Source organism: Pseudogemmobacter lacusdianii, assembly GCF_030848395.1.
In the GTDB taxonomy this organism is placed as follows: domain Bacteria; phylum Pseudomonadota; class Alphaproteobacteria; order Rhodobacterales; family Rhodobacteraceae; genus Pseudogemmobacter; species Pseudogemmobacter lacusdianii.
Window position 1 is genome coordinate 35407 of sequence record NZ_JAVDBT010000016.1, and the last position, 20270, is coordinate 55676.

Annotated in this window: 21 protein-coding genes; 5 read left to right on the forward strand and 16 right to left on the reverse strand. The window is 61.4% G+C overall.

The window, feature by feature from the left end; translation table 11 throughout:
• The first annotated feature begins 535 nt into the window (after positions 1 to 535).
• From Q9295_RS15390 to Q9295_RS15400, 3 genes are all read left to right on the forward strand, one after another.
• The gene (locus tag Q9295_RS15390; RefSeq protein WP_373457471.1) at positions 536 to 1411 is read left to right on the forward strand and encodes a helix-turn-helix domain-containing protein; all 876 of its coding nucleotides are present in this window, start codon (positions 536 to 538) and stop codon (positions 1409 to 1411) included.
• A gap of 593 nt (positions 1412 to 2004) precedes the next feature.
• Positions 2005 to 3831: a YadA C-terminal domain-containing protein gene (locus Q9295_RS15395; protein ID WP_306681471.1), complete on the forward strand. Its 1827-nt coding sequence runs from the start codon at positions 2005 to 2007 to the stop codon at positions 3829 to 3831.
• A 112-nt stretch (positions 3832 to 3943) separates the two neighbouring features.
• Entirely contained in the window at positions 3944 to 4540 is a 597-nt protein-coding gene (locus Q9295_RS15400; protein ID WP_306681472.1) for a peptidoglycan-binding domain-containing protein, read from the forward strand.
• Positions 4541 to 4610: 70 nt separating this feature from the next.
• Here the strand turns inward: Q9295_RS15400 and Q9295_RS15405 are convergent, their stop codons facing one another.
• Entirely contained in the window at positions 4611 to 5750 is a 1140-nt protein-coding gene (locus tag Q9295_RS15405; RefSeq protein WP_306681473.1) for an alpha-D-ribose 1-methylphosphonate 5-triphosphate diphosphatase, read from the reverse strand.
• A 95-nt stretch (positions 5751 to 5845) separates the two neighbouring features.
• Here Q9295_RS15405 and Q9295_RS15410 point away from each other — a divergent pair, with 95 nt between their 5' ends.
• Positions 5846 to 6526 carry a DUF1045 domain-containing protein gene (locus Q9295_RS15410; protein WP_306681475.1) on the forward strand — a complete coding sequence of 227 codons (681 nt, stop codon included), beginning with the start codon at positions 5846 to 5848 and terminating at the stop codon, positions 6524 to 6526.
• Here Q9295_RS15410 and phnN read toward each other — a convergent pair.
• The 7 genes from phnN to phnG all read right to left on the reverse strand — a co-directional run bounded on the left by phnN (position 6493) and on the right by phnG (position 11570).
• Positions 6493 to 7038, reverse strand: coding sequence for a phosphonate metabolism protein/1,5-bisphosphokinase (PRPP-forming) PhnN (gene phnN, locus Q9295_RS15415; protein WP_306681476.1), 546 nt, complete (start codon positions 7036 to 7038; stop codon positions 6493 to 6495). The two genes, Q9295_RS15410 and phnN, sit on opposite strands and share 34 nt — an antisense overlap.
• Positions 7035 to 7718 carry a phosphonate C-P lyase system protein PhnL gene (phnL, locus tag Q9295_RS15420; protein ID WP_306681477.1) on the reverse strand — a complete coding sequence of 228 codons (684 nt, stop codon included), beginning with the start codon at positions 7716 to 7718 and terminating at the stop codon, positions 7035 to 7037. Before phnL ends, phnN begins: the two co-directional genes overlap by 4 nt.
• Before the next feature lie 2 nt (positions 7719 to 7720).
• Positions 7721 to 8503, reverse strand: coding sequence for a phosphonate C-P lyase system protein PhnK (gene phnK / locus Q9295_RS15425; RefSeq protein ID WP_373457473.1), 783 nt, complete (start codon positions 8501 to 8503; stop codon positions 7721 to 7723).
• An 8-nt stretch (positions 8504 to 8511) separates the two neighbouring features.
• Positions 8512 to 9378 carry an alpha-D-ribose 1-methylphosphonate 5-phosphate C-P-lyase PhnJ gene (locus Q9295_RS15430; RefSeq protein WP_306681479.1) on the reverse strand — a complete coding sequence of 289 codons (867 nt, stop codon included), beginning with the start codon at positions 9376 to 9378 and terminating at the stop codon, positions 8512 to 8514.
• Between the two features lie 70 nt (positions 9379 to 9448).
• The gene (locus tag Q9295_RS15435) at positions 9449 to 10537 is read right to left on the reverse strand and encodes a carbon-phosphorus lyase complex subunit (RefSeq protein WP_306681480.1); all 1089 of its coding nucleotides are present in this window, start codon (positions 10535 to 10537) and stop codon (positions 9449 to 9451) included.
• On the reverse strand, positions 10537 to 11103 hold the full coding sequence (gene phnH / locus Q9295_RS15440) for a phosphonate C-P lyase system protein PhnH (protein WP_306681481.1): 567 nt from the start codon (positions 11101 to 11103) through the stop codon (positions 10537 to 10539). Before phnH ends, Q9295_RS15435 begins: the two co-directional genes overlap by 1 nt.
• The gene (phnG, locus tag Q9295_RS15445; protein ID WP_306681482.1) at positions 11100 to 11570 is read right to left on the reverse strand and encodes a phosphonate C-P lyase system protein PhnG; all 471 of its coding nucleotides are present in this window, start codon (positions 11568 to 11570) and stop codon (positions 11100 to 11102) included. Before phnG ends, phnH begins: the two co-directional genes overlap by 4 nt.
• 118 nt (positions 11571 to 11688) lie before the next feature.
• Between phnG and phnF the strand changes: the two genes are divergently transcribed.
• Positions 11689 to 12408: a phosphonate metabolism transcriptional regulator PhnF gene (gene phnF / locus Q9295_RS15450; protein ID WP_306681483.1), complete on the forward strand. Its 720-nt coding sequence runs from the start codon at positions 11689 to 11691 to the stop codon at positions 12406 to 12408.
• Between the two features lie 19 nt (positions 12409 to 12427).
• On the opposite strand, the gene Q9295_RS15455 is transcribed toward phnF, so the two are convergent.
• The 8 genes from Q9295_RS15455 to Q9295_RS15490 form a co-directional block, all read right to left on the reverse strand.
• The gene (locus Q9295_RS15455) at positions 12428 to 13045 is read right to left on the reverse strand and encodes an LbetaH domain-containing protein (RefSeq protein ID WP_306681484.1); all 618 of its coding nucleotides are present in this window, start codon (positions 13043 to 13045) and stop codon (positions 12428 to 12430) included.
• Complete coding sequence (phnE, locus tag Q9295_RS15460) at positions 13042 to 14382, reverse strand: phosphonate ABC transporter, permease protein PhnE (RefSeq protein WP_306681485.1); 1341 nt, start codon at positions 14380 to 14382, stop codon at positions 13042 to 13044. The genes Q9295_RS15455 and phnE (Q9295_RS15460) overlap by 4 nt, the downstream gene beginning before the upstream one ends.
• Before the next feature lie 3 nt (positions 14383 to 14385).
• Positions 14386 to 15261, reverse strand: a complete 876-nt coding sequence (gene phnE / locus Q9295_RS15465) for a phosphonate ABC transporter, permease protein PhnE (RefSeq protein ID WP_373457472.1) — start codon at positions 15259 to 15261, stop codon at positions 14386 to 14388.
• A gap of 85 nt (positions 15262 to 15346) precedes the next feature.
• Positions 15347 to 16246: a phosphonate ABC transporter substrate-binding protein gene (gene phnD, locus Q9295_RS15470; RefSeq protein WP_306681486.1), complete on the reverse strand. Its 900-nt coding sequence runs from the start codon at positions 16244 to 16246 to the stop codon at positions 15347 to 15349.
• A 66-nt stretch (positions 16247 to 16312) separates the two neighbouring features.
• Positions 16313 to 17131: a phosphonate ABC transporter ATP-binding protein gene (gene phnC / locus Q9295_RS15475; protein WP_306681487.1), complete on the reverse strand. Its 819-nt coding sequence runs from the start codon at positions 17129 to 17131 to the stop codon at positions 16313 to 16315.
• 136 nt (positions 17132 to 17267) lie between these two features.
• Positions 17268 to 18824: an AMP-binding protein gene (locus tag Q9295_RS15480; RefSeq protein WP_306681488.1), complete on the reverse strand. Its 1557-nt coding sequence runs from the start codon at positions 18822 to 18824 to the stop codon at positions 17268 to 17270.
• Positions 18825 to 18826: 2 nt separating this feature from the next.
• Positions 18827 to 19999 (reverse strand): cytochrome P450, encoded by a 1173-nt coding sequence (locus Q9295_RS15485; protein WP_306681489.1) that lies wholly within the window; start codon positions 19997 to 19999, stop codon positions 18827 to 18829.
• Positions 19992 to 20270: an acyl carrier protein gene (locus Q9295_RS15490; RefSeq protein WP_306681490.1), complete on the reverse strand. Its 279-nt coding sequence runs from the start codon at positions 20268 to 20270 to the stop codon at positions 19992 to 19994. The genes Q9295_RS15485 and Q9295_RS15490 overlap by 8 nt, the downstream gene beginning before the upstream one ends.

Below are 20270 nucleotides of genomic sequence, written 5' to 3' on the forward strand. Positions count from 1 at the left end.
ATCAACCATGTGGAGAAAATGTATCAGAAGCATGAAATCGTAAGGCGACGGCGAGAAACATAAAAACTTCAATCGCCCCTGATGACTTTCTAAGTTAATCAGATACTTGGACTGAGCCCCCCTGCATTTCGCACGCTCCTACGGATCTCTGACCGCCAAGCTTAGCGAGGGCGGGAGTAGGATCGGCGCGGCAAAGCCCGGCTGCTCCCATCTGCTGGCCTGCCAGGAGGCCTTGCAGGGTGTAAAACAACCACCCAAGAGAAGCACACGCTTAAATATTAAGCACACAACCTAAAGGTTAGGCTGATGACAACTGTTTTACTTGCGCTCGGCTCTCATTGCCCTAAGTGTTAAGTATCTACTGTTACGCAACTGGTAGTATTGATTATTTTGCCTTCTTGACGTGCCTTCAATGTTCCTTTCTGAGTTTGACACTTCGCGCCTGCCAAGGCGGTCAAGGCTTAAGGCCTGGCGAGAGGCTGCGACTGCAGTCTGGGACATTTCACAAGCCGATGAGCAAGATTTCAGCGCCAAGGTGAAAGCCTGGCATGGGCATGAGCTGATCTTCGGCACGATCGAAAGCACCAGCCAAACCACCAATCGGACCGAAGACTGGATCGCTCAAGACGGCTTCGATTATTACATGCTGCAGTTCTACAACCGCGGTTTTCGCCGAATCTTGGACCGATTCGAGGATCGCACGGCCCGCGGCGGCGATCTTGTCACCTTGGACATGACCCAGACGGTCAGTACGATGTCGTCAAGTTACCTCAGCAATGATCTGGTCATCCCCCGCCGCAAGCTGGCGCCTTTGCTGGTCTATCCCGATGCGCATGGCGGCCGGGTGCATGATGCAAGACTGCCGCTCGTGTCGCTTTTGCGCAGCCATCTTGCAGCGCTGACCGAGGCCGCACCAAAGCTCACCGATCTGCAAATGGCCGATCTTCAGCCCGCCACAATCGCATTGGTTGCGGCCACGCTAAATGGTGTGGTCAGCGAGGATATCGCCCCCGAGGTTCGCAGCTCCCTTCTCCTGCCCATTCGCAAATTTGTTGATGCCCATTTGCGATCGCCCGACCTTGGTTTGCCGCATATAGCCGCGCAATTTGGCCTGTCGCGGTCGACCGTCTACCGGATCATGAAACCGGTCGGCGGGGTCAGCGCCTTCATTCTTGAGCGGCGGTTGCGCGCCTGCCGTGCTGACCTCAGACGGCCTGAGTTGCGTCACAAGACGATCTCCGAGATCATGCTGGGATGGGGGTTTAGCAATCCGCAATCCTTCAGCAGCATGTTCCGCCGCGCCTTTGGCATGTCTCCGCGCGCGTTCCGACAACAAAGTGCAGTTCAGAAATCTGTGGCTGCCACCGAGATCGACAGCAACTGGAGTCGCTGGATCAAGGAGCTGAGCTGAGCTCGGCCCCAGAGGCTTTGGCGCCAGAGGATGACATGCGTCGCTCGGCTCCGTTGCCGCTTGAAGAGAGGCCCTCAAGCGCCTCACACCGCACCCGTGAGGTCGCCACACCGTCCCATCTGCGACCACGGGAACGGGCAAATTCCGTGAGGGTTTTGCGGGACAGCCCTGCGTCAAGACGGGACGCAGAATGAAGTCTTGGCGTAAAGCTTGGACCCAGAATGAAGTCCCATCACTTAGCACCCCAGCGATCATCGCAAGCGGTTGACACAGCCACAAGGCACATGGGATGCGACTAGCAGTTGTAGAAATTTGCCGATCACAAACCATATGACGTATCGAATAGAGTAAGCCTAAGCCCCTATCTGACGATGCCGAATTCTCAATTCTCATCGTCGCGATAACGTCGCCTGTCGCCCCATTCACGGCGGTCCTGCGACTGAGACATGACCAAACATTGCTAAGCCCGTCTGCTTTCAGGCGCCCATTCCGGCGTCTGGATCGAAGCCTTGCGCCATAATTTTGGCCCTCACCAAGGACGCGAGAAAAGCATGCAGGCAAGGCGCGACCTAAGTGAGAGGAAAGAGATCATGATGAAAACTCAGATGAGGGGCGGACGCCTGACCATTTGGAAAGGCCGCGTCGCCAGCATTGCTCCGGCGATGGCGGGCTTGGTGCTGGTGTCCTTTGCGGGCGTCGCGCAAGCTCAAGACGCAACTTACGACAACCTGACGGTCAACGAAAACCTCACCGTTACCGGCACGATCGATGCCACGAACGTAGTTGCCGGCACGGTCGATGCCACAAACGTACTTGCCGACACGATCGATGCCACAAACGTACTCGCCGGCACGGTCGATGCCACAAACGTACTTGCCGACACCATCGATGCTACAAACGTACTTGCCGACACGATCGATGCCGGCAACGTTATAGCAGATAACGTTATTGTTGACGGCATCGTATCGGCAGACACCGTATCGGCAGACAACGTGGTGGCCGACAATGTGTTGGCTGACACGGTGGATGCCGATCTCGTGGATGCCGTTTTGGTGGAAGCCGAAACCGTGGAAGCTGACTTGGTCAATGCAGACACCGTCAATGCAGACACCGTCAATGCAGACGTGGTGGACGCCGGCGTTGTCTATGCAGACACCGTAGATGCTGACGTCGTGGAGGCCGGTGTTGTTTATGCAGACACCGTAGATGCAGACGTCGTGGAGGCCGGCGTTGTCTATGCAGACACCGTCGATGCTGACGTTGTCGAGGCCGGTGTTGTCTATGCAGACACCGTCGATGCCGACGTTGTCGAGGCTGGCATCGTCAATGCAGACACCGTCAATGCCGACGTTGTGGAGGCCGACACCGTCAATGCCGACGTCGTGGAGGCCGGCGCTGTCAATGCAGACACCGTCAATGCAGACGTTGTCGAGGCAGGTGTCGTCTACGCGGACACCGTAGATGCCGACGTTGTGGAGGCCGGTGTCGTCTATGCAGACACCGTAGATGCTGACGTTGTCGAGGCCGGCGTTGTCTATGCAGACACGGTAGATGCCGACGTTGTCGACGCCGACGTTGTCTATGCAGACACCGTAGATGCTGACGTCGTGGAGGCGGGCATCGTCTATGCTGACAACGCTATTATCGACGAAAACTTGAACGTGGGTAACGACCTGACTGTCGACGGTCATAGCACCATGAACGATGGCCAGACCGTCCGCGGCGGCCAAGACGTGCGCGGTGGTCAAACTGTGCGCGGCGGCCAAGAAGTTCGTGGCGGCCAAGATGTCTACGGTGGCTCGACCATCAATGGTGGTCAAACGATCAACGGCAAGACCACCCTCAACGGCAACCTGTCGATGACCTCGGGCAATGAAAACACGACCTTTGACGTGAACGGCCGCGGTATGACCGTCACCGTGGGCGGCGCAGGCGATGGCCTTGTTGTTCGCGAAAACCGGGTCAGCTTGCTGACTGCGGACGGTAAGAACGGCATTGAGTCGAAAAAGGGCCATACCAGTGTGACCGGCGAGAAGTCCTCGACGGTCTCGGGTGGCGGCACCAGCATGGTCGTGTCTTCGTCGGGCGTTGCCTTGGATGACGGCGCCGGTGGCCCGGTCCGCATGAGCGGTGTGGCCGATGGTATCGCCCCGACCGACGCTGTGAACCGCCGTCAGCTGGATGCTGTGGCTGACAAGATCAACGGTGGCGTGGCGATGGCAATGGCGATGACCCAGATGCCCGTCCCGACCGGCGATGAGAAGTTCTCGCTGGGCTTTGCAGCGGGCCACTTCGATGGTGCGAATGCTTTCGCCATCGGCGGTGCTGCGCGTCTGGGCGAAAACTGGCTGCTGCGCGGCTCGGTGAGCAACTCTTCGGGTGAAACCGGCGCCGGCATCGGCATCGGCTACAGCTGGTAAGGCCAGCCCTTTCTAACGGATGCCCCCGGAAGCTCTGTTGAAGACTTCCGGGGGCATCTCTATTCAGTTGGTGACCAAGCGAAATCTTTTACCGACCTTGTGAGCAAGCCTCGTGAATAAAATTCTGTCTCTGTGCTGCACTGTCGCTCTTTTGATGCCAGGGCTTGCCTTTGCTCAGGACAATGACAAGCCGGTTACAGTGAAAGGTGCAGGCGGTGCGCCCTGCGCCGAAGCGATCCGGGTTTTCGGGCCAACGGGCACCGACCATGATCGTGGCTTCTATCTTCAATGGGTGAACGGATTTTCGGTTGGCGTGGCGCTGGCCCATGAGGTTGTCGATGTCTCGCCGACCGGAGACCCGGGTGACTTGGTGAAGATCGCGCTTCTGATCTGCGAAGAGGCCAATTTCGCCGAAGGGATCTGGCACAGCGCCGTGGCGACCGCCATTGGCCGGATGCGCCCCTATTGGTCGAACGATCCGACACGGGTGAGTGTCACCTATGAAAGCAACAGCTACTGGTTCTATCAAGATGTCGTCATGCAGCTGCAGACGGATCTGAATCTTCTGGGCTATAATTTGACAGTCGACGGCAACTTTGGCGGTCAAACTGGCGCGGCAATTGCCGACATTCAAAGCCAGATCAACATCCCGAATATGCCAGTGCCGACCGGCCCCCTCTTTTACGCTATGACCCGCCCCCCGCTTTAAGGCAGGGACGGGTCAGCTTTGGTAAGGGCCGCAGGAGCGGCCGGTTCGGGTGGCTGGAGGTCAGCGGGACTTATGCCACCCGCTCACCGCCGACCCAGACGCCGCGCACCAGCGTCGCCGGACCGGATCTTTGCACCCGGATCACATCGCCGCGCAAACCAAGGGCCAAGCTGCCACGATCGGCCAGAGCGGTGGCCTTTGCCGGTGCCTCGGTCACAGTGCGGACACCGCGCGCGGTGTCGCCCCAAAGATCACCCAGCATCAGCGCCGCCGAGAGGAGGCCCGAGGGCACATAATCCGACGAAAGGATGTCCAAGAGACCAAGTTCGGCCAAATGCGCCGCCGCGACATTGCCCGAGTGCGAGCCGCCCCGCACCAAGTTCGGCGCGCCCATCATCACCGCAATGCCCTGATCGCGGCAGGCCTGCGCGGCCTCTTCGGTGGTGGGGAATTCGGCGAAACAGGCGCCATGCGCTTTGGAAGCTGCCACCTGCTCGGCCGTCGTGTCATCATGGCTGGCAAGGACCGCCCCCAAACGCCGCGCCTCTTGCACGGCCGCCGCCTCATGCACGGCGCCAAGCCGCTCGGCAATGGCCTGCTGGGTGGCGACATGGTCGCGGAAACCCTCATCCGACATGCCGTGTTTGCCGACCATGTATTCCTTCAACTTCGACAGATCACGAAACTGCCGTGCGCCGGGGGTATGGTCCATCAGGCTGACGATGCCGACGGTGTCTTCGGGGCCGAACTTTGCCAGTTCTTCGACCAAGGTCTCCGAGCAGACCTCGGCGCGCAGGTGCAAAAGATGGTTGATCCGCAAGGCCCCTTTGCCGCGCAAAGCGATGATCTCATCGGCCAAAGCGCGGGCATATTCGCCGTAATTGGTGTTGGAATTGGTGATCGAACCGACGCGAAGCGCGTCGAACACCGTGGTGATACCAACGCTGGCAAGCTCTCCATCATGGGCCAGAATGGCGGCATGATGCGGCCAATGCACTTTGGGGCGCGGCTGGATATGGCGCTCAAGATTGTCGGTGTGCAGCTCAATCAGCCCCGGCAACACCAGATCGCCGTCGCAATCCAAAGCCCCCGAAGGCACCGAGGATCCGCTGGCGATATCGGCAATCTTGCCCTCTTCGATGCGCAGGCTGCCGCGGATCACCTCATGCGGTAACACAAGGGTGGCATTGGCAAAAATCGTATCCGTCATCTTACTTTATCCTGTCTTGCCGAAGCACGCGCTTAGCCGTTGAATGGCACACAGCTGTCACAGCGATGTGACATCTGGCCGCTAAAGGGCAGCGCATGAACATCAGACGCTACGCCGTGTATTACGCCCCGCCGGCCGGGGCCTTCGCCGATCTGGCCAATCATTGGCTGGGCTGGGATGCCGAACAGGGGCTGGCGATAGCCCAGCCCGAATGGGGCCTGCCCGCCGCCGAGATCACCCGCGAGCCGCGCCGTTACGGCTTTCACGGCACCATCAAACCGCCCTTCCGTTTGGCCACCGATCAAAGCGTTGAGGCTTTGCAAGGGTCGGTGCAGGCGCTGGCGGCCAGCCTTGCGCCGGTCACGCTGCCCGGGTTGCGGCTTAAGAACCTCGACGGGTTTCTGGCTTTGGTGCCGCAAGGCGATGAGGGGCCTTTGCGCGATTTGTCCAGCGCGGTGGTGCGCGGGTTGGAGCCCTTCCGTGCGCCCCTGAACGAGGCCGAGATCGCCCGCCGTCGCCCCGAAAGCCTGAGCCCGCGGCAGCGCGAGTTGCTGGCGGAATTTGGCTATCCCTATGTGATGGAAGAGTTTCGCTTCCACCTCACCCTGACCGACCGTTTGGCCCCAGAGATCGCCACTGAAGCCGCAGACATCTTGCAGCGCCAATTCGCCCCGGTGCTGCCGCAGCCCTTCGCCATCGCTGAGCTTTGCCTTTTTGGCGAAGACAGCGACAGCGGCCAGTTTCACTTGCTGCACCGCGCGCCTCTAAGCGGTTGAAGCGCTGCCAAAAACCGGGCGATGCCCTCTTGCGGGGTGGTGTCATTCACCACCTCATGCAGCTCTAGCCCCTCGGGCATGGCCAGAGAGGCGCGGGCCAGACGGGCGGCGAGATCCGCCCCGGACTCGCGCCCCCGCGCCGCCAGCCGTTGCGCGATGATCTCGGGCGGGGCGGTGACATGGATCACCGCCAGATCCGGGAATTGCGCCTGCGCCGCGCCCAGCATCTGGCGCGAGCAGTTGAAGAGCAAAACCCCCTCGCCCGCCAGCTCGGCCTTGGGGATCGCATAGCCAAGACCATGCGCGCGCCAGTGCAACGCAAATTCGCCCCGCGCCTCGCGCGCGGCGAATTCATCCTCGCTGACGCCCTCGAAATCCTCGCTGCCTGCGGCGGAAGGACGGGTGATCACCCGCCGTGCCAGCCGCACATCGGCCGCCGATTGCGCCGCCGCTGCCATCAGAAGATCCTTGCCGGCCCCCGAGGGGCCGACGACGGCGACCAGCCGGATCATGCCGAAAGACCCGGCGTGAAGCTGGTCACATCCACCAGCCGGTCACAGACCCGCTCACGCGCTGGTTCGTCATGGAAGATGCCAAGGATCGCGGCACCACGGGCTTTGGCCTCTTCGATCAGCGACAAAACCACTTCGCGGTTCACGGCATCAAGGCTGGCAGTCGGTTCATCGAGCAACAGTGCCGGGTAGTCATGCGCAAAGCCGCGCGCGATGTTCACCCTTTGCTGCTCACCGCCGGAAAAGGTGGTGGGCGACAGCGCCCACAGCCGCTGCGGGATGTTCAACCGCTCCAGCAAAGCCGCCGCTTTGGCGCGGGCGGCGTCCACCGGGGTGCCAAGCACCAAAAGCGGCTCGGCGACCACATCGATCGTCGGGACGCGCGGCAAAACCCGCAAGAACTGGCTGACATAGCCCAGCGTATGGCGGCGCAAAGCCACGATGTCGCGCGGCAAGGCCGTGACCACATCCACATCGCCGATACGGATCGAGCCGCCTGCGGCAAGGTAATTGCCATAGACCATCCGCATCATGGTGGATTTGCCCGAACCCGACTGGCCAATCAGCCCGACGCATTCGCCAGCCGCCACATCAAGATGCCCCCCCACCATCACCGGCAGCACGGTGCCGCCTTGATTGTGCAGGGTGAAGTTTTTGGAAAGATTACGAACTTCGATCATCATCACACCTGCAAGACCGAGGAGACAAGAAGCTGGGTATAGGCATGCTGCGGATCATCCAGCACCTGATCGGTCAGGCCCGCCTCAACCACATGCCCGGATTTCATCACCATCAGCCGGTCGGCCAAAAGCCGCACCACCGCCAGATCATGGGTCACGATCACCACCGACAGGCCCAGATCGCGCACCAAGCCGCGCAAGAGATCCAAAAGCCGCGCTTGGACCGAGACATCAAGGCCCCCTGTCGGCTCATCCATAAAGACCAGCTTCGGCGCGGTGACCAGATTGCGCGCGATCTGCAAGCGCTGCTGCATCCCGCCCGAGAAGGCCGAGGGACGATCATCGATCCGCTCGGCGGCGATCTCGACCCGGCCAAGCCAATCGGTCGCGGTGTCGCGGATCTGCCCGTAATGCCGGGCCCCCACGGCCATCAGCCGCTCGCCCACGTTGCCGCCAGCGCTGACGCCCATCCGCAACCCATCGCGCGGGTTTTGGTGCACATAGGCCCAATCGCTGCGCAACAGACGGCGACGCTCGGCCTCGCTTAAGGCCAGCACATCCACACCATTGTAGGACAGCCCCCCGGCATCGGGGCGTTGATGCCCTGCCAAGCAGGACAAAAGCGTCGATTTGCCCGACCCGCTTTCGCCCACGATCCCCATCACCTCGCCGGGATAAAGATCAAAGCTCACGTCTTTGCAGCCGATGCGCGCCCCGTAATAGCGGCTCAGACCCTGCACCGAGAGCAAGGGTGCGGCGGCCTGCGCCGAGAGTTGTCGCTCCATCATGACCATTATGCGGCCTCCGGGGAAAGGCGCCCGCGATGGCCTTCGGCCTGCCGCGTGGCGCAGAAATCGGTGTCCGAGCAGACGAACATCCGGCTGCCCTGATCGTCGGTGATCACCTCATCGAGATAGCTGGTGCCGCAGCCACAAAGGTCGCAGTTATGCTCGGCTTTTGAGGCTTGGAACGGGTGATCGTCGAAATCGAGGCTGACGACCTTGGTGAAGGGCGGCAGAGCGTAGATCCGGCATTCGCGACCGGCCCCAAAAAGCTGGATGGCGGGACTGTCATTCAGTTTGGGGTTGTCGAATTTCGGGATCGGAGAAGGGTCCATCACATAGCGGCCCTCGACCTTGACCGGATAGGCATAGGCGGTCGAGACCTCGCCGTGGCGGGCGATGTCTTCGTAAAGCTTCACATGCATCAGCCCGTATTCTTCCAGCTCATGCATCTTGCGCGTCTCGGTCTCGCGCGGTTCAAGGAAGCGCAAAGGCTCTGGGATCGGCACTTGATAGACTAGGATCTGGCCCTCGCTCAGCGGCTGTTCGGGGATGCGGTGGCGGGTCTGGATGATCGTCGCCTCAGCCGTTGCCTCGGTCACCGCCACGCCCGAGGTGCGCTGGAAGAAGCGCCGGATCGAGACTGCGTTGGTGGTGTCATCCGCGCCTTGGTCGATCACCTTCAACCGGTCGACCGGCGTCAGGCAGGCTGCCGTCACCTGCACCCCGCCGGTGCCCCAGCCATAAGGCATCGGCATCTCACGGCTGGCAAAGGGCACTTGGTAGCCGGGCACCGCCAAGGCTTTCAACAAGGCCCGGCGCAGCATTCTTTTCGTCTGTTCGTCCAGATAGGCGAAATTATAAGCCTGATCGGTCATCGGGTTTTGACCTTTTTCGGGGCCGCAGGGCGGCCGGATTTCAGGAAGGCAAGGACAAGGAAATGCGGCATCACGCTGCATCCTCGGGCTTTTGCGCAGCGATCGCCTCGGCGCGCAGGCGGCGGACAAGCTCCAGCTCGGCTTGGAAATCGACGTAATGCGGCAGTTTGATATGTTCGAGGAAGCCAGTGGCTTGGATGTTGTCGCAATGCGACAGCACAAACTCCTCATCCTGCGCCGGGGCGCCGATGTTATCCTCGCCCAGCTCTTTCCAGCGCAAAGCCCGGTCGACAAGGCTCATCGAGATCGACTTGCGTTCGGACTGGCCAAGCACAAGGCCGTAACCACGGGTGAATTGCGGCGGCTCGATTTTAGAGCCTTTGAACTGGTTCACAGACTCGCATTCGGTCAGCTCGATCTCGCCAATCTCGACGGCAAAGCCCAACTCGGGCAGTTCCACCTCAACCGCGACGCGGCCAATGCGCAACTCGCCCACGAAAGCATGGGTGCGCCCGTAGCCGCGCTGGGTGGAATAGGCCAGCGCAAGGGTGAAGCCCTCATCCGCCCGCGCCAAGGCCTGCAAGCGCAACGCCCGGTCGGCGGGCAATTCCAGCGGCTCACGGGTCAAGTCGCGCGGGGTGAGATCGCTGAAAGGCTCGGCCTCGATCAGACCGTCTTGGTCCAAAAGCTCAGTCACATGCGGGACCGCCTCGCCGATTGCGGGGCTGCGCGGCGCGGCGGGGGCCTCGCCTTCCGCCATCAGAGCAAAGTCCAAAAGCCGGTGGGTATAGTCGAAGGTCGGCCCAAGGATTTGGCCACCGGGGAGGTCCTTGAAAGTCGCCGAGACGCGGCGGTCCACGGTCATTGACGCAGTATCAACCGGGGTTGAGGCGGTGAAACGCGGCAAAGTGGTGCGATAGGCGCGGATCAAGAACACCGCTTCAATCAGATCGCCCCGCGCCTGTTTGATCGCCAAAGCGGCGAGATCAGGGTCGTAAAGCGAGCCTTCGGCCATCACCCGGTTCACCGCCAGCGCCAGCTGTTCGCGGATCTGCGCGATGCTCAACTCGGCAATGGCAAGATCGCCGCGCCGCTCTTCGGCAAGCCAGGCATGGGCGGCATCGATGGCACGCTCGCCGCCTTTGACAGCAACATACATCAGTTGGCCTCCACTTTGGTGCTGCGCGGCAAGGCGGCAAGGCGCTTGTCGCAGGTCAGGATCACGTCAAAGCCCAAGGGGAAAAGCTTGCGATTGGCTTGGAAGGCGGCCGTCTCGGGCAGCGAAAGCCGCGCCTCCGCCGCGATCCCCGGCCCGGTCAATCTGGCCCCGGTCGCCGTCAGTTCCGGCATCTCGACGATCAGCGTGGCTGAGCGGTCGGGATAGGCAGGATCGCCGATTTTGAACTGGGTGACGGGGTGCAGATCCTCCCAAGCGCCAAGGGCGAACTGCGCCTCTTGTGCTGAGACCAGCGGCGCGCCGCAGTGAAAGGCGATCCAACTGCGCAGATCAGCACAATCGTAGGCTCCGGCCAGATGCAGAGGGGTCGTCGCATCGGTCAGCGTCAAAAGCGTGACACCGGCGGCGACGGACAAGGGCGCAGGCGGCTCGGCGCCTAGCACGGTATGGATGCGACCCGGCCGCGCCATCGCTTCAAGCAAAGCGCGGAACGCATGGGCAGATTGCGGGGCGGGATCGGCGAAACCGCCGGTCAAGATTGCGGTCATTTATCCTCTCCGCGCATCAGGGTGAAGAATTCCACACGGGTCGCGGCGGCCTTTTCAGCCCGCAGATCGCGACGGGCCTTGGCCTCTTGGCGCAAGGGGGCCAACACCTCGGCCTCCAGCGCCGCAGCGCCTGTCGCTTGCAGCATCGCATCCAGAAGGGCGGCGCGCAAAGCGTGGGATTTGTCGCGGCCTTGCACGAAAGCATGGCCGACAGAGCCCGCCGCCAGCTTCACCGAGCAACGGGTCACGGTCATCTCGCCAAGGTTAAAGGGCGCGCCGGTGCCACCCACCCTGCCCCGCACCATCACCGCGCCAATCTCAGGCGCGCGCAAAAGTTCATGGGCGGGAAGCTTGGGCAGCAGTTCGGCCAGCCGCGCCGGCGAGGCCTTGGCCAGAACGGCCATCCACTCTTGCCGCGCGGCTTGAGCGGGGTCCGCAAGCGCGACCGTGTCAGGGGAGTTTTGCATCTGAGACATTTGTCCTCGACAAGATTTCGGACTTGTCTAGATAACTAGACAACTATACAAATCCATAAAGGCCCGCCGCTTCGGCCTCAACGCTTTTGTTGTGAAATTTTGGTGACAGATGAGTCGCACTCCGATCTGGCAAAGCATCCATGCCACGCTTTCGGCCGAGATCGCCGAAGGGATCTACCCCCCCGGCACCCGCCTGCCGACCGAGGCCGAACTGGCCAGCCGCTTTGGCGTCAACCGCCACACCGTGCGCCATGCGCTGGCGGCTCTGGCTGAGGGAGGTTTGGTCAGCAGCCGCCGGGGTGCGGGGGTTTTCGTCACCGCAAGGCCAACAGATTACCCGCTGGGCCGCCGGGTGCGGTTTCACCAAAACGTGGAAGCCACCGGGCGCACGCCCTCGCGCAGATTGACGCTGCTCGAGACCCGCCCGGCTTCGACAAAAGAGGCCGAGGCTTTGGCCTTGCCCCCAGCGGCCCCGGTGCATGTGGTTGAGGGCCTGTCGCTGGTTGATGGCCAGCCCGTCGCGCATTTCCGCTCGGTCCTTGATGCCGGGCGGTTCCCCGAGCTTTTGCGCCATCTGGCGCAGACCCCTTCCCTGACCGCCGCGCTTAAGGCTTGCGGGTTGGAGGATTACACCCGGAAGGAAACTCGGCTGACGGCGAAACTCGCCACCCCATTGCAAGCGCTGCATTTGCAACTGAAAGAGGGCGCGCCAATCCTGCGCTCGGTCGCGATCAATGCCGATGCGGCGGGGGTGCCGGTGGAATATGGGTCAACATGGTTTGCGGGGGATCGGGTGACCCTGACCGTCTCGCCCGAGGGGGCAGGCTGACGGTCAGGGTGTGGCGGGATTAGCCGCTGTATTTTTCCAAGAAAGCCTCGGCCTTCAGCTGACGGAAATCCGTCAAAGCCGCCTGCAGGCGGGTGTGATCCCACTCCCACCACGCCAAGGCCAGCATCCGCTCGGCCACGTTGGGGGTAAAGCGCGCCCGGATCGGCACCGCTGGAACGCCTGCCATAATCATATAGGGCGGCACATCCTTGGTGACGATCGCGCCCGAGGCAATGACCGCGCCGGTGCCGATGGTGACATCGGGCTTCACGATCACCCCATGCCCCAGCCAAGTGTCCACGCCAATCACCGTGCGGCGGCTGCTGCGACGGGCGAAGAACTCTGCGTCATCCGCCTCGCCTTCCCAATAATAGGAGGAGCGATAAAGGAAGTGGTGCAGGCTGGCGTGATCCATCGGATGATCGGTCGGCCCGATCCGGCACATCGAGGCGATATTGGCGAATTTGCCGATATGGCTGTTGGCGATATCGCAAAGCCGGCCGCAATAGGCGTAATCGTCAAAGCGGCTGTTCAGGATCACGCTCTGCTCGCCAAGCTCGACCCAAGCGCCGCAGCTGGAATTCTCCAGCTGCACGCCCGGATGGATCAAGGGCTGATCTGAGGATAATTTGGTCATGCGTTGCCCTTGATCAATTTGCGGCGCAACCAGCCCGAGAAGCTGTCCATCGCCATCACGGTCAGCACGATCAAGACCATGTAATAGGCCACATCTTCCCAATCTTTCTGGGTCTGGATCGCTTGCGTCAGCAAAAGGCCGATGCCGCCGCCAACGATTGCGCCGATCACGGTGGCGCCACGGGTGTTGGATTCAAGGAAGTACAGCACTTGGCTCAAAAGCACCGGAGCGACCTGCGGCAGCACGCCGAAGCGGGCACGTTGCACAGTATTGGCGCCGGTAGAGCGGATGCCCTCGACCTGCTTTTCGTCAATGTTTTCCAACGCTTCCGAGAAGGTCTTACCAAAGCTGCCAGTGTCGGTCAGCAAGATCGCCAAAGCCCCGGTCATCGGCCCCGGACCAAAGGCACGGGCCAGCACGATGGTCCAGATCAAGCCATCAACGCCGCGGATGAAGTCAAACACCCGGCGCAGCGCAAAGCGCAGGCTGGCAAAGGGCATCATGTTGCGTGCAGCCATAAAGGCCAAAGGCAAGGCCACAAGGGCAGCGCCAAAGGTGCCAAGGAAGGCCATCAGCACGGTCTCGAACATCGCCCAAGCGACATCCCCGTGCCGCCACATCGAATTGGTCCAGAAGTCGTGCAACACGGCCGAAATGTTCGACCGCTCCGCCTCGACCCGCTCTCCCCAAAGCACCGAGGCGGCGATCTCAGGCCAGCTCATATAGTGGAACGGGCTTTCGATGCCGAAGAAGAACAAAGCCCAGCCTGCTTGATACTTGAGGGTCTCGGCCTTGGCGCGGGTGTAGGAGAACCGCCCGGCATCGGTGGTGACGCTGACGCGGGACTCGCTGGCGCTGATCCACTCGGGCAGCGGCTGCGGCGCATCAAGCGTCACCCCATCCGCCGTCTGGGTGATCACGATATCGCCGTAGCCCGGCACCTCATAGCGCGCGCCACCGTCGAAATAGGTGATCAAATGGCCATTCCCAAGGTCAACCTTGGTGCCATCGCTGGTCTCGCTGACCCATTCGGGCAGATAGCCCGCCGGATAGGTGCCCTTGCCCTCACCATCGATGGCAATGCTTACCACGCCCGAGCGGTTGTTGCGGGTGACATGGGTCTTATGCTGCCAGAAGTCCGACATCAGGATGGCGGCATTGTCCATCCGCGCGCGGCTTGCCAGCCCCGGCAGATCAAAGGCCATTGCGCTATAGATCAGATAGGCCAGCACGATCAGCGGCAAGAGCATCGCCTTCATCTTGCGCCGGGCAAATTGTGCGGTGACGCTTTGGGCAAGGCTTGGGGAAACCGAAGGGTTCAGGGTGGTGGTGGTCATGATTTATCCCTTTACCAGACGCGCGCGGGCATTGTCGGACAGGCGGTCAATCACCGCGATGGCAAGGAAGAGCAGCAAGAAGATCGCAACCACTTGATCGTAGCGGCCAAGGCCCCATTGCATGGCGATCTTTAGATCATAACCAATGCCGCCCGAACCCACGAAGCCAAGGATCGCCGAGGCGCGGACGTTGATCTCAAGCCGCATCAAGCCATAGGACAGCCAGTTCGGTGCGACCTGCGGCAAGATGCCAAGCCCCATCCGCTGCATCCAATTGGCCCCGACCGAGGTCAGCCCTTCGACGGGCTTCATGTCGGAATTCTCAGCCGCTTCGGAGAAAAGCTTGCCCAAAGCCCCGGTGGTGTGAATGGCAATGGCGATGACCGCAGGCACCGGGCCAGGGCCAAGGATATAGATCAAGATCAATGCGATCACGATCTCAGGCACAGCGCGGCTGGCATCCATGATACGGCGCAAAACCGGCGTCAGGCGCGGCCAAGGCGAAAGGCCGGGCGAGGACAAAAGCGCCATAATCACGGCCAGCGCGCCGCCAATCAGGGTGGATACCGCTGCAATATTCAGCGTCTCGATCAGCGAGGGCAGATAGGACCAGAAAAGGCCCGGCAGATTGGCGCGCTTTTCCCAAGCCTCGGCCACCACTTCAGAAGGAAAGGCAAAGACCATCGGCAGGCCCGAGAAGAACCCTCCGGCGTTGCGCTCTTCGGCCAGATGAAAGCCCGAGGCCATCGTGGCGATGAAGAACACCAAAAGGATCGTGCCATAGAGCCGGCGGCGCCGGGTCAATTCCATGTAATGCGCAGCCGGATCGTCGGCTTTCGGTCTTGGTCCCGGCTCAGGCCCGAAGGCGATATCTACCATGAAGGCTCTCCTTGCCCGGCCAGGGCCGTAGGCATGTAAAAAAGCGCCGCGCCCCTTGGGGACACGGCGCTCTTAGGCTGGGAAATTATTGGCTGGCTTCTTGCAGCTTGCGTGCGGCGATCACGCCCAGATATTCGTCGTGGCCAACCTCGACGAAGTCCTTGGCTTCACCGGCAGCAACGCTATAGGCGCAGGCCTTGTCGGTCTCGTGCAGGTCAGCGGTCAGTTGGGTGACTTTGGCCTTCACGTCTTCCGGAAGTGCCTTGCGGACAACCATCGGGCCTTCCGGGATCAGCTTGGACTTCCAGATCTCTACGAGATCATTCATCTCGACCAGACCGGAATCCGCGGCTTTGCGGAAGGCGCCCGAGTTGTAGCCGTCTTCCCAGTTGCCCAGACCATCGGCCCAGCTGACGCCTGCGTCCACATCGCCATTGGCGACAGCAACGATGGTCTGCTCATGGCCGCCCGAGAATTTCACTTCCGAGAAGAATTCTTCAAGGTTGCCAAGGGTTTCGGTCAGTTCAGCTGCCGGCACCAGATAGCCCGAGGTCGAATTCGGCTCGGCGAAGGCAAAGCCTTTGCCTTTGGCCTCTTCGATCGAGGTGATGCCCGAGTCTTTATGGGCAAAGCCGAAGGCGTAGTAGCCGGTCGAGCCGTCCATGTTTTGCTTGGTCAACTTCACTTCAACGGCTTCAGCGTCGGTCAGGTAGATTTTGGCATAGCCCGAAGCGCCCAGCCAAGCCATGTCCAAGGTGCCGCCCAAGAGGCCCTGGATCACGCCGTCATAATCGGCGGGGGTGAAGACCTTGACCGGCACACCCAGCTCTTTTTCAATCGCCACGCGGTAGCATTCGCTCGAGGTCATGCGGTCTTGCGCATTCTCGCCGCCAAGGATGCCGATGTTGAAGCCGGTGATGCCTTGCGCCGAAGCAGCCGAGGTCAGCGCGGTGGTGGCCGCAAGGGCCAGAACGATCTGTTTCATAACGTCTCCGTCGGTGGAAAAAGGCCGCCCCCCCCGTTCCGGGGCAAGGCGGGCCGGGGGAAAGGGTTAAGCCATCATCTGATCGGCATAGGCCTGATCGGGGATGTGATCTTGCGGGATCGAGGTCGAGGTCGCGGCCTCGTTAAAGCTCTCATCCGCGCCATAGATGTCGCGGGCCACGCCGGTCGAAAGTTGCGACGGCACGCCGTCAAACACGATGCGACCATCGCGCATGCCGATCACCCGGTCGCAATAGCGCCGCGCAGTGTCCAAAGTGTGCAGGTTGGCGATGACCATCCGCCCGTCTTCGGTGTTGATCCGCTTCAGCGTGTCCATCACCACTTGGGCGTTCATCGGGTCAAGCGAGGCAATCGGTTCATCAGCAAGGATGATCTTGGGGTCTTGCATCAGCGCCCGCGCAATCGCCACGCGCTGCTGCTGCCCGCCCGACAGAGCCTCGGCCCGCTTCGGGGCCTGCTCGGCGATGCCCAGCCGGTCAAGGATCTCAAGCGCGCGCAAGATATCGCTGCGGGGCCAGAGGTTGAAGAAAGTGGTCAAGGTCGAACGGCGATTGAGCAGCCCATGCAGCACGTTCGAGGCCACATCCAAGCGTGGCACCAGATTGAACTGCTGGAAGATCATCGCGCATTGGCTTTGCCATTCGCGGCGCTGCGCGCCTTGCAGGGCAAGGATGTTCTGGCCATCCACCTCAATCGCACCCGAGCTGGCATCGGTCAGCCGGTTCATCATCCGCAGAACGGTCGACTTGCCCGCACCCGAGCGCCCGATGATCCCGACAAAGGCCGGCCCGTCAATGCGGAAGTTGATCTGATCCACCGCAGTGCGGTTGCCGAAAATCTTGGTGACGTTCTGAACGCGAAGCAAAAGCCATCTCCCACAGGTCTAGGTGGGGGATAACGGCGACACATCACAGCCGATGTTCAGTTCGGTGACGTTTTTATGATAATGCAAGAGGGCTGAGCCATAGCGATCGCCCTGCCCCGCGCCTGCTGTAGCTTGATTATACCCGGTCCGGCGACTTTCGGATCACCTTGCCTGAGGCGGAGAACCGGGTCGGAGAGGTCGGCGTCAGCACAATCCGACAGGGCGCGCCGAAGGCTTGGAACACGGCGGCCTCCAAGCCCTTTACCTCAGGCTCGGCCGCCGCTGTGCTGTGAAGATAAATCACCAATGCTGCGCGGCCGTCGGGGCCTTCTTCCAGAACCGACACCACGTCTTTGCTTGTGCAGCCGGTCGTTTCGCGCAGCAATTGGTCGATATCATCAAGGTTGATCATCCGTCCATTCACCTTGGCCGCATGATCGCCTCGACCAACGACGAAGAGCTGCTGGCTGCGGAGAAACCCGATATCCCCGGTGTCATAGAGCGGCTGGGCGGTTTTCGGATGGGCAAAGGTTGCAAGGCCCGTGGCCAAGCTTGGGGCCGAGACGCAGATGCGCCCCGCCTGCCCCTCTGCGCACAGCTGACCTTCAGGGTCGACGATCGAAACATCGACCCCCGGCAAGGGCGCGCCGCAATCAAGATAGCCGCCCCCATTATCGGTGCAAATGCCTTCCCGGATGCCACTGCCGATGCTGACACCAAGACCCAGCTCGGCCATACCATAGCTTGGGTGGATCACCCCTTCGCGGCCCCCCAAACCGAAGCGAGCGATAAACTCTTGCAAGACCTGCGCCTTGATAGGCTCGGCCCCAACACCAATGACACGCAGCTTTGCAAGCGCGGGCAGTGGGCGGTTCTCGGCCTGCTGGCGCCGGCTGCACAGCTCTAGCCCGAAGGGCGGCACATAGGTGATGCTGGCACCAGTCCGCGCGCAAAGGTCTAGCCAGTCCAGCGGCGCCCGCAGGAAGGCACGTGGCGAAAGCAGATGCAACTCGATCCCGCTATAGACCGAGCAGAGCAGCATCCCCACAAAGCCCATGTCATGCGCCAACGGCAGCCAAGAAAGGGCGCAATCGGAGGGGCCAACCTGCAAGCGCGTACAAAGGGCGCGGACGGCATGGTCCAGCGCAGAATGCCCAAGCGCGATCGCCTTTGGCTGCGAGGTCGTGCCAGAGGTGAACTGGATAACCGCCAGATCAGCGGCTTCGTGTTGGCGCGGTACAAAGGCCGTGGCCTCTGTCTCATCCAGAAGGCTTTGCGATGCGACCAGCTGAACCGAGGCTACAAGCGCAGAGCCGCGCACCATCTCAAGAATGTCGTCATCGGCGATCAGAAGATCCGCCTTGGCCGCCGCAAGATACTGCGCAAGCCGCTGAACCTCGGCCATGCGGTCCTTGCGCGGATGCGGCTCGGCCAGATTACAAGGCGTGCAACCTGCCGCCTGCACCGCAAAAAAGAGGGTGACAAAGTCAGCATCATTGCGCGCGATCAGGGCAACCCGCGCCTGCCGCGGCAGATCAAGCGACACCAAGAGATTGGCCGCCTGCTCAGCTTTACGCTGCAATCTCGCATAGCTGAGCTTCACGCCCGGCTCGGTCGGACGGTCGTAGAAGGTGATCCCCGTCGCGGTCTGCGCCGCACGGCAAAGCGCCTGAAAGGCGGTTTCGGCCCCCATCGTCAAAACGCCACGCTTGGAAGCTGCTTCAGCGACAGCGAGAGCCGCCAGTCCAGCGCCCCCAAGGGACCCGAGACGATCTTCGGCGCGCTCAGCTCGGCAAACCCCTCGACCGCAGCTTTCAGCATCTGCCGCGCGAAGAGTGCACCGGCGCATACCCTTTCGCCCGCTCCAAAGGCCAAAAGACGACCAAGCTTATCCTCGGCCAAGACACTGTCGCGGATCCTTGCAATCAGCGTATCGGCATCGGTACCATTCACGCCAAGTAGGTTGGCGATGACCCGATGACCCGGCGCAAGTACCCTCCCATCCGCAAAGCTAAAATCGCAAAGCGCGCGCCGGGCGACCAAGGGAGTTGCAGGCAGAAAAGTCAGCGCACCCTCAACAAACCGCGCCGCCGCATTGCCGCCCTCGGCGCGGATACCTTCAGCCAATTCAGGGTGAGACGCGAGCGCGAGCACCATCCAATGCAATGCAGAGCTTGAAGAATCGACGCCCGCGACGATCAGGTTCAACACCTCAAGATCGACGTTCTCGATCTCGCCGCGCGCCTCGGCTTCGGTGAAGCGCGCAAAGATCGGCTGCGAGGCAGCATGGCCCTGCCGCAAGCGGCGCAAAGCGTCCAAAGCCTGCTCACGCGCGGCTTTGAAAGCGCGCAGCTGGGCCGCGCGGGCATCAGGCTCAATCGTTTTGAAATAGTGGTTGGAGACAAAGGTGTTGCGCGACGCCGTATCAGAAAGCAGCATGATCGCGCGCGCATCGATCAGGGGCAGCTGATCCTGTTCGACGCCAAACTGGACCTCTAAAAACACGTCCAACAGCAACTGATAGAGCGCGGAGTGACAAGGAGCCGGGGGATTGCGCCCTGCCTCGAAGATCATCCGCGCGACACGGGCTTTGGTTGCAGCGGCAAGCGCGGGGGCTGAAAACTCTTTGAAAAACGTGTCGCTGAGCGCGCGCCGTGCCTGCCAAGCGAGACCGTTTTCCGTAAAGCGCGACGGTCCAAGGATTTGCCGCATCCACTGCAAGTCTTTTTCCAGCACATGCGAGGGCGCGCGCATGACGGCAAAGATATCGGCAGGCTTTTGGATCAGCAGGATCTGCTCCCCCTGCATTGTCAGCGGGCGGTTTTCCTGCGGATGGCTCTGCGCGATCTGCAGCAGCTGATCAAACATCCGCGCCTGTCACCAAAGCAAAAATATCGTTCACAGTGGTGCAACGATATAGCGCATCGAGGTTCAGGATCTGCCCGGTCAAATCTTCGATCTCCAGCGTGATCAACTCGATCGCCAGACTGTCGATCGTTGCCCGGTCGCGCAGATCCTCATCCATCGACAAAGCGCCTTTGGGCAAGGCAAGGCAGCGGCATATCGCATCACGCAGCTTCTCGGGCGTGAGAGCTTTGCGTGGGTTGGGCGCGGCAAAATGGATCGGCTGCGAGGTCAT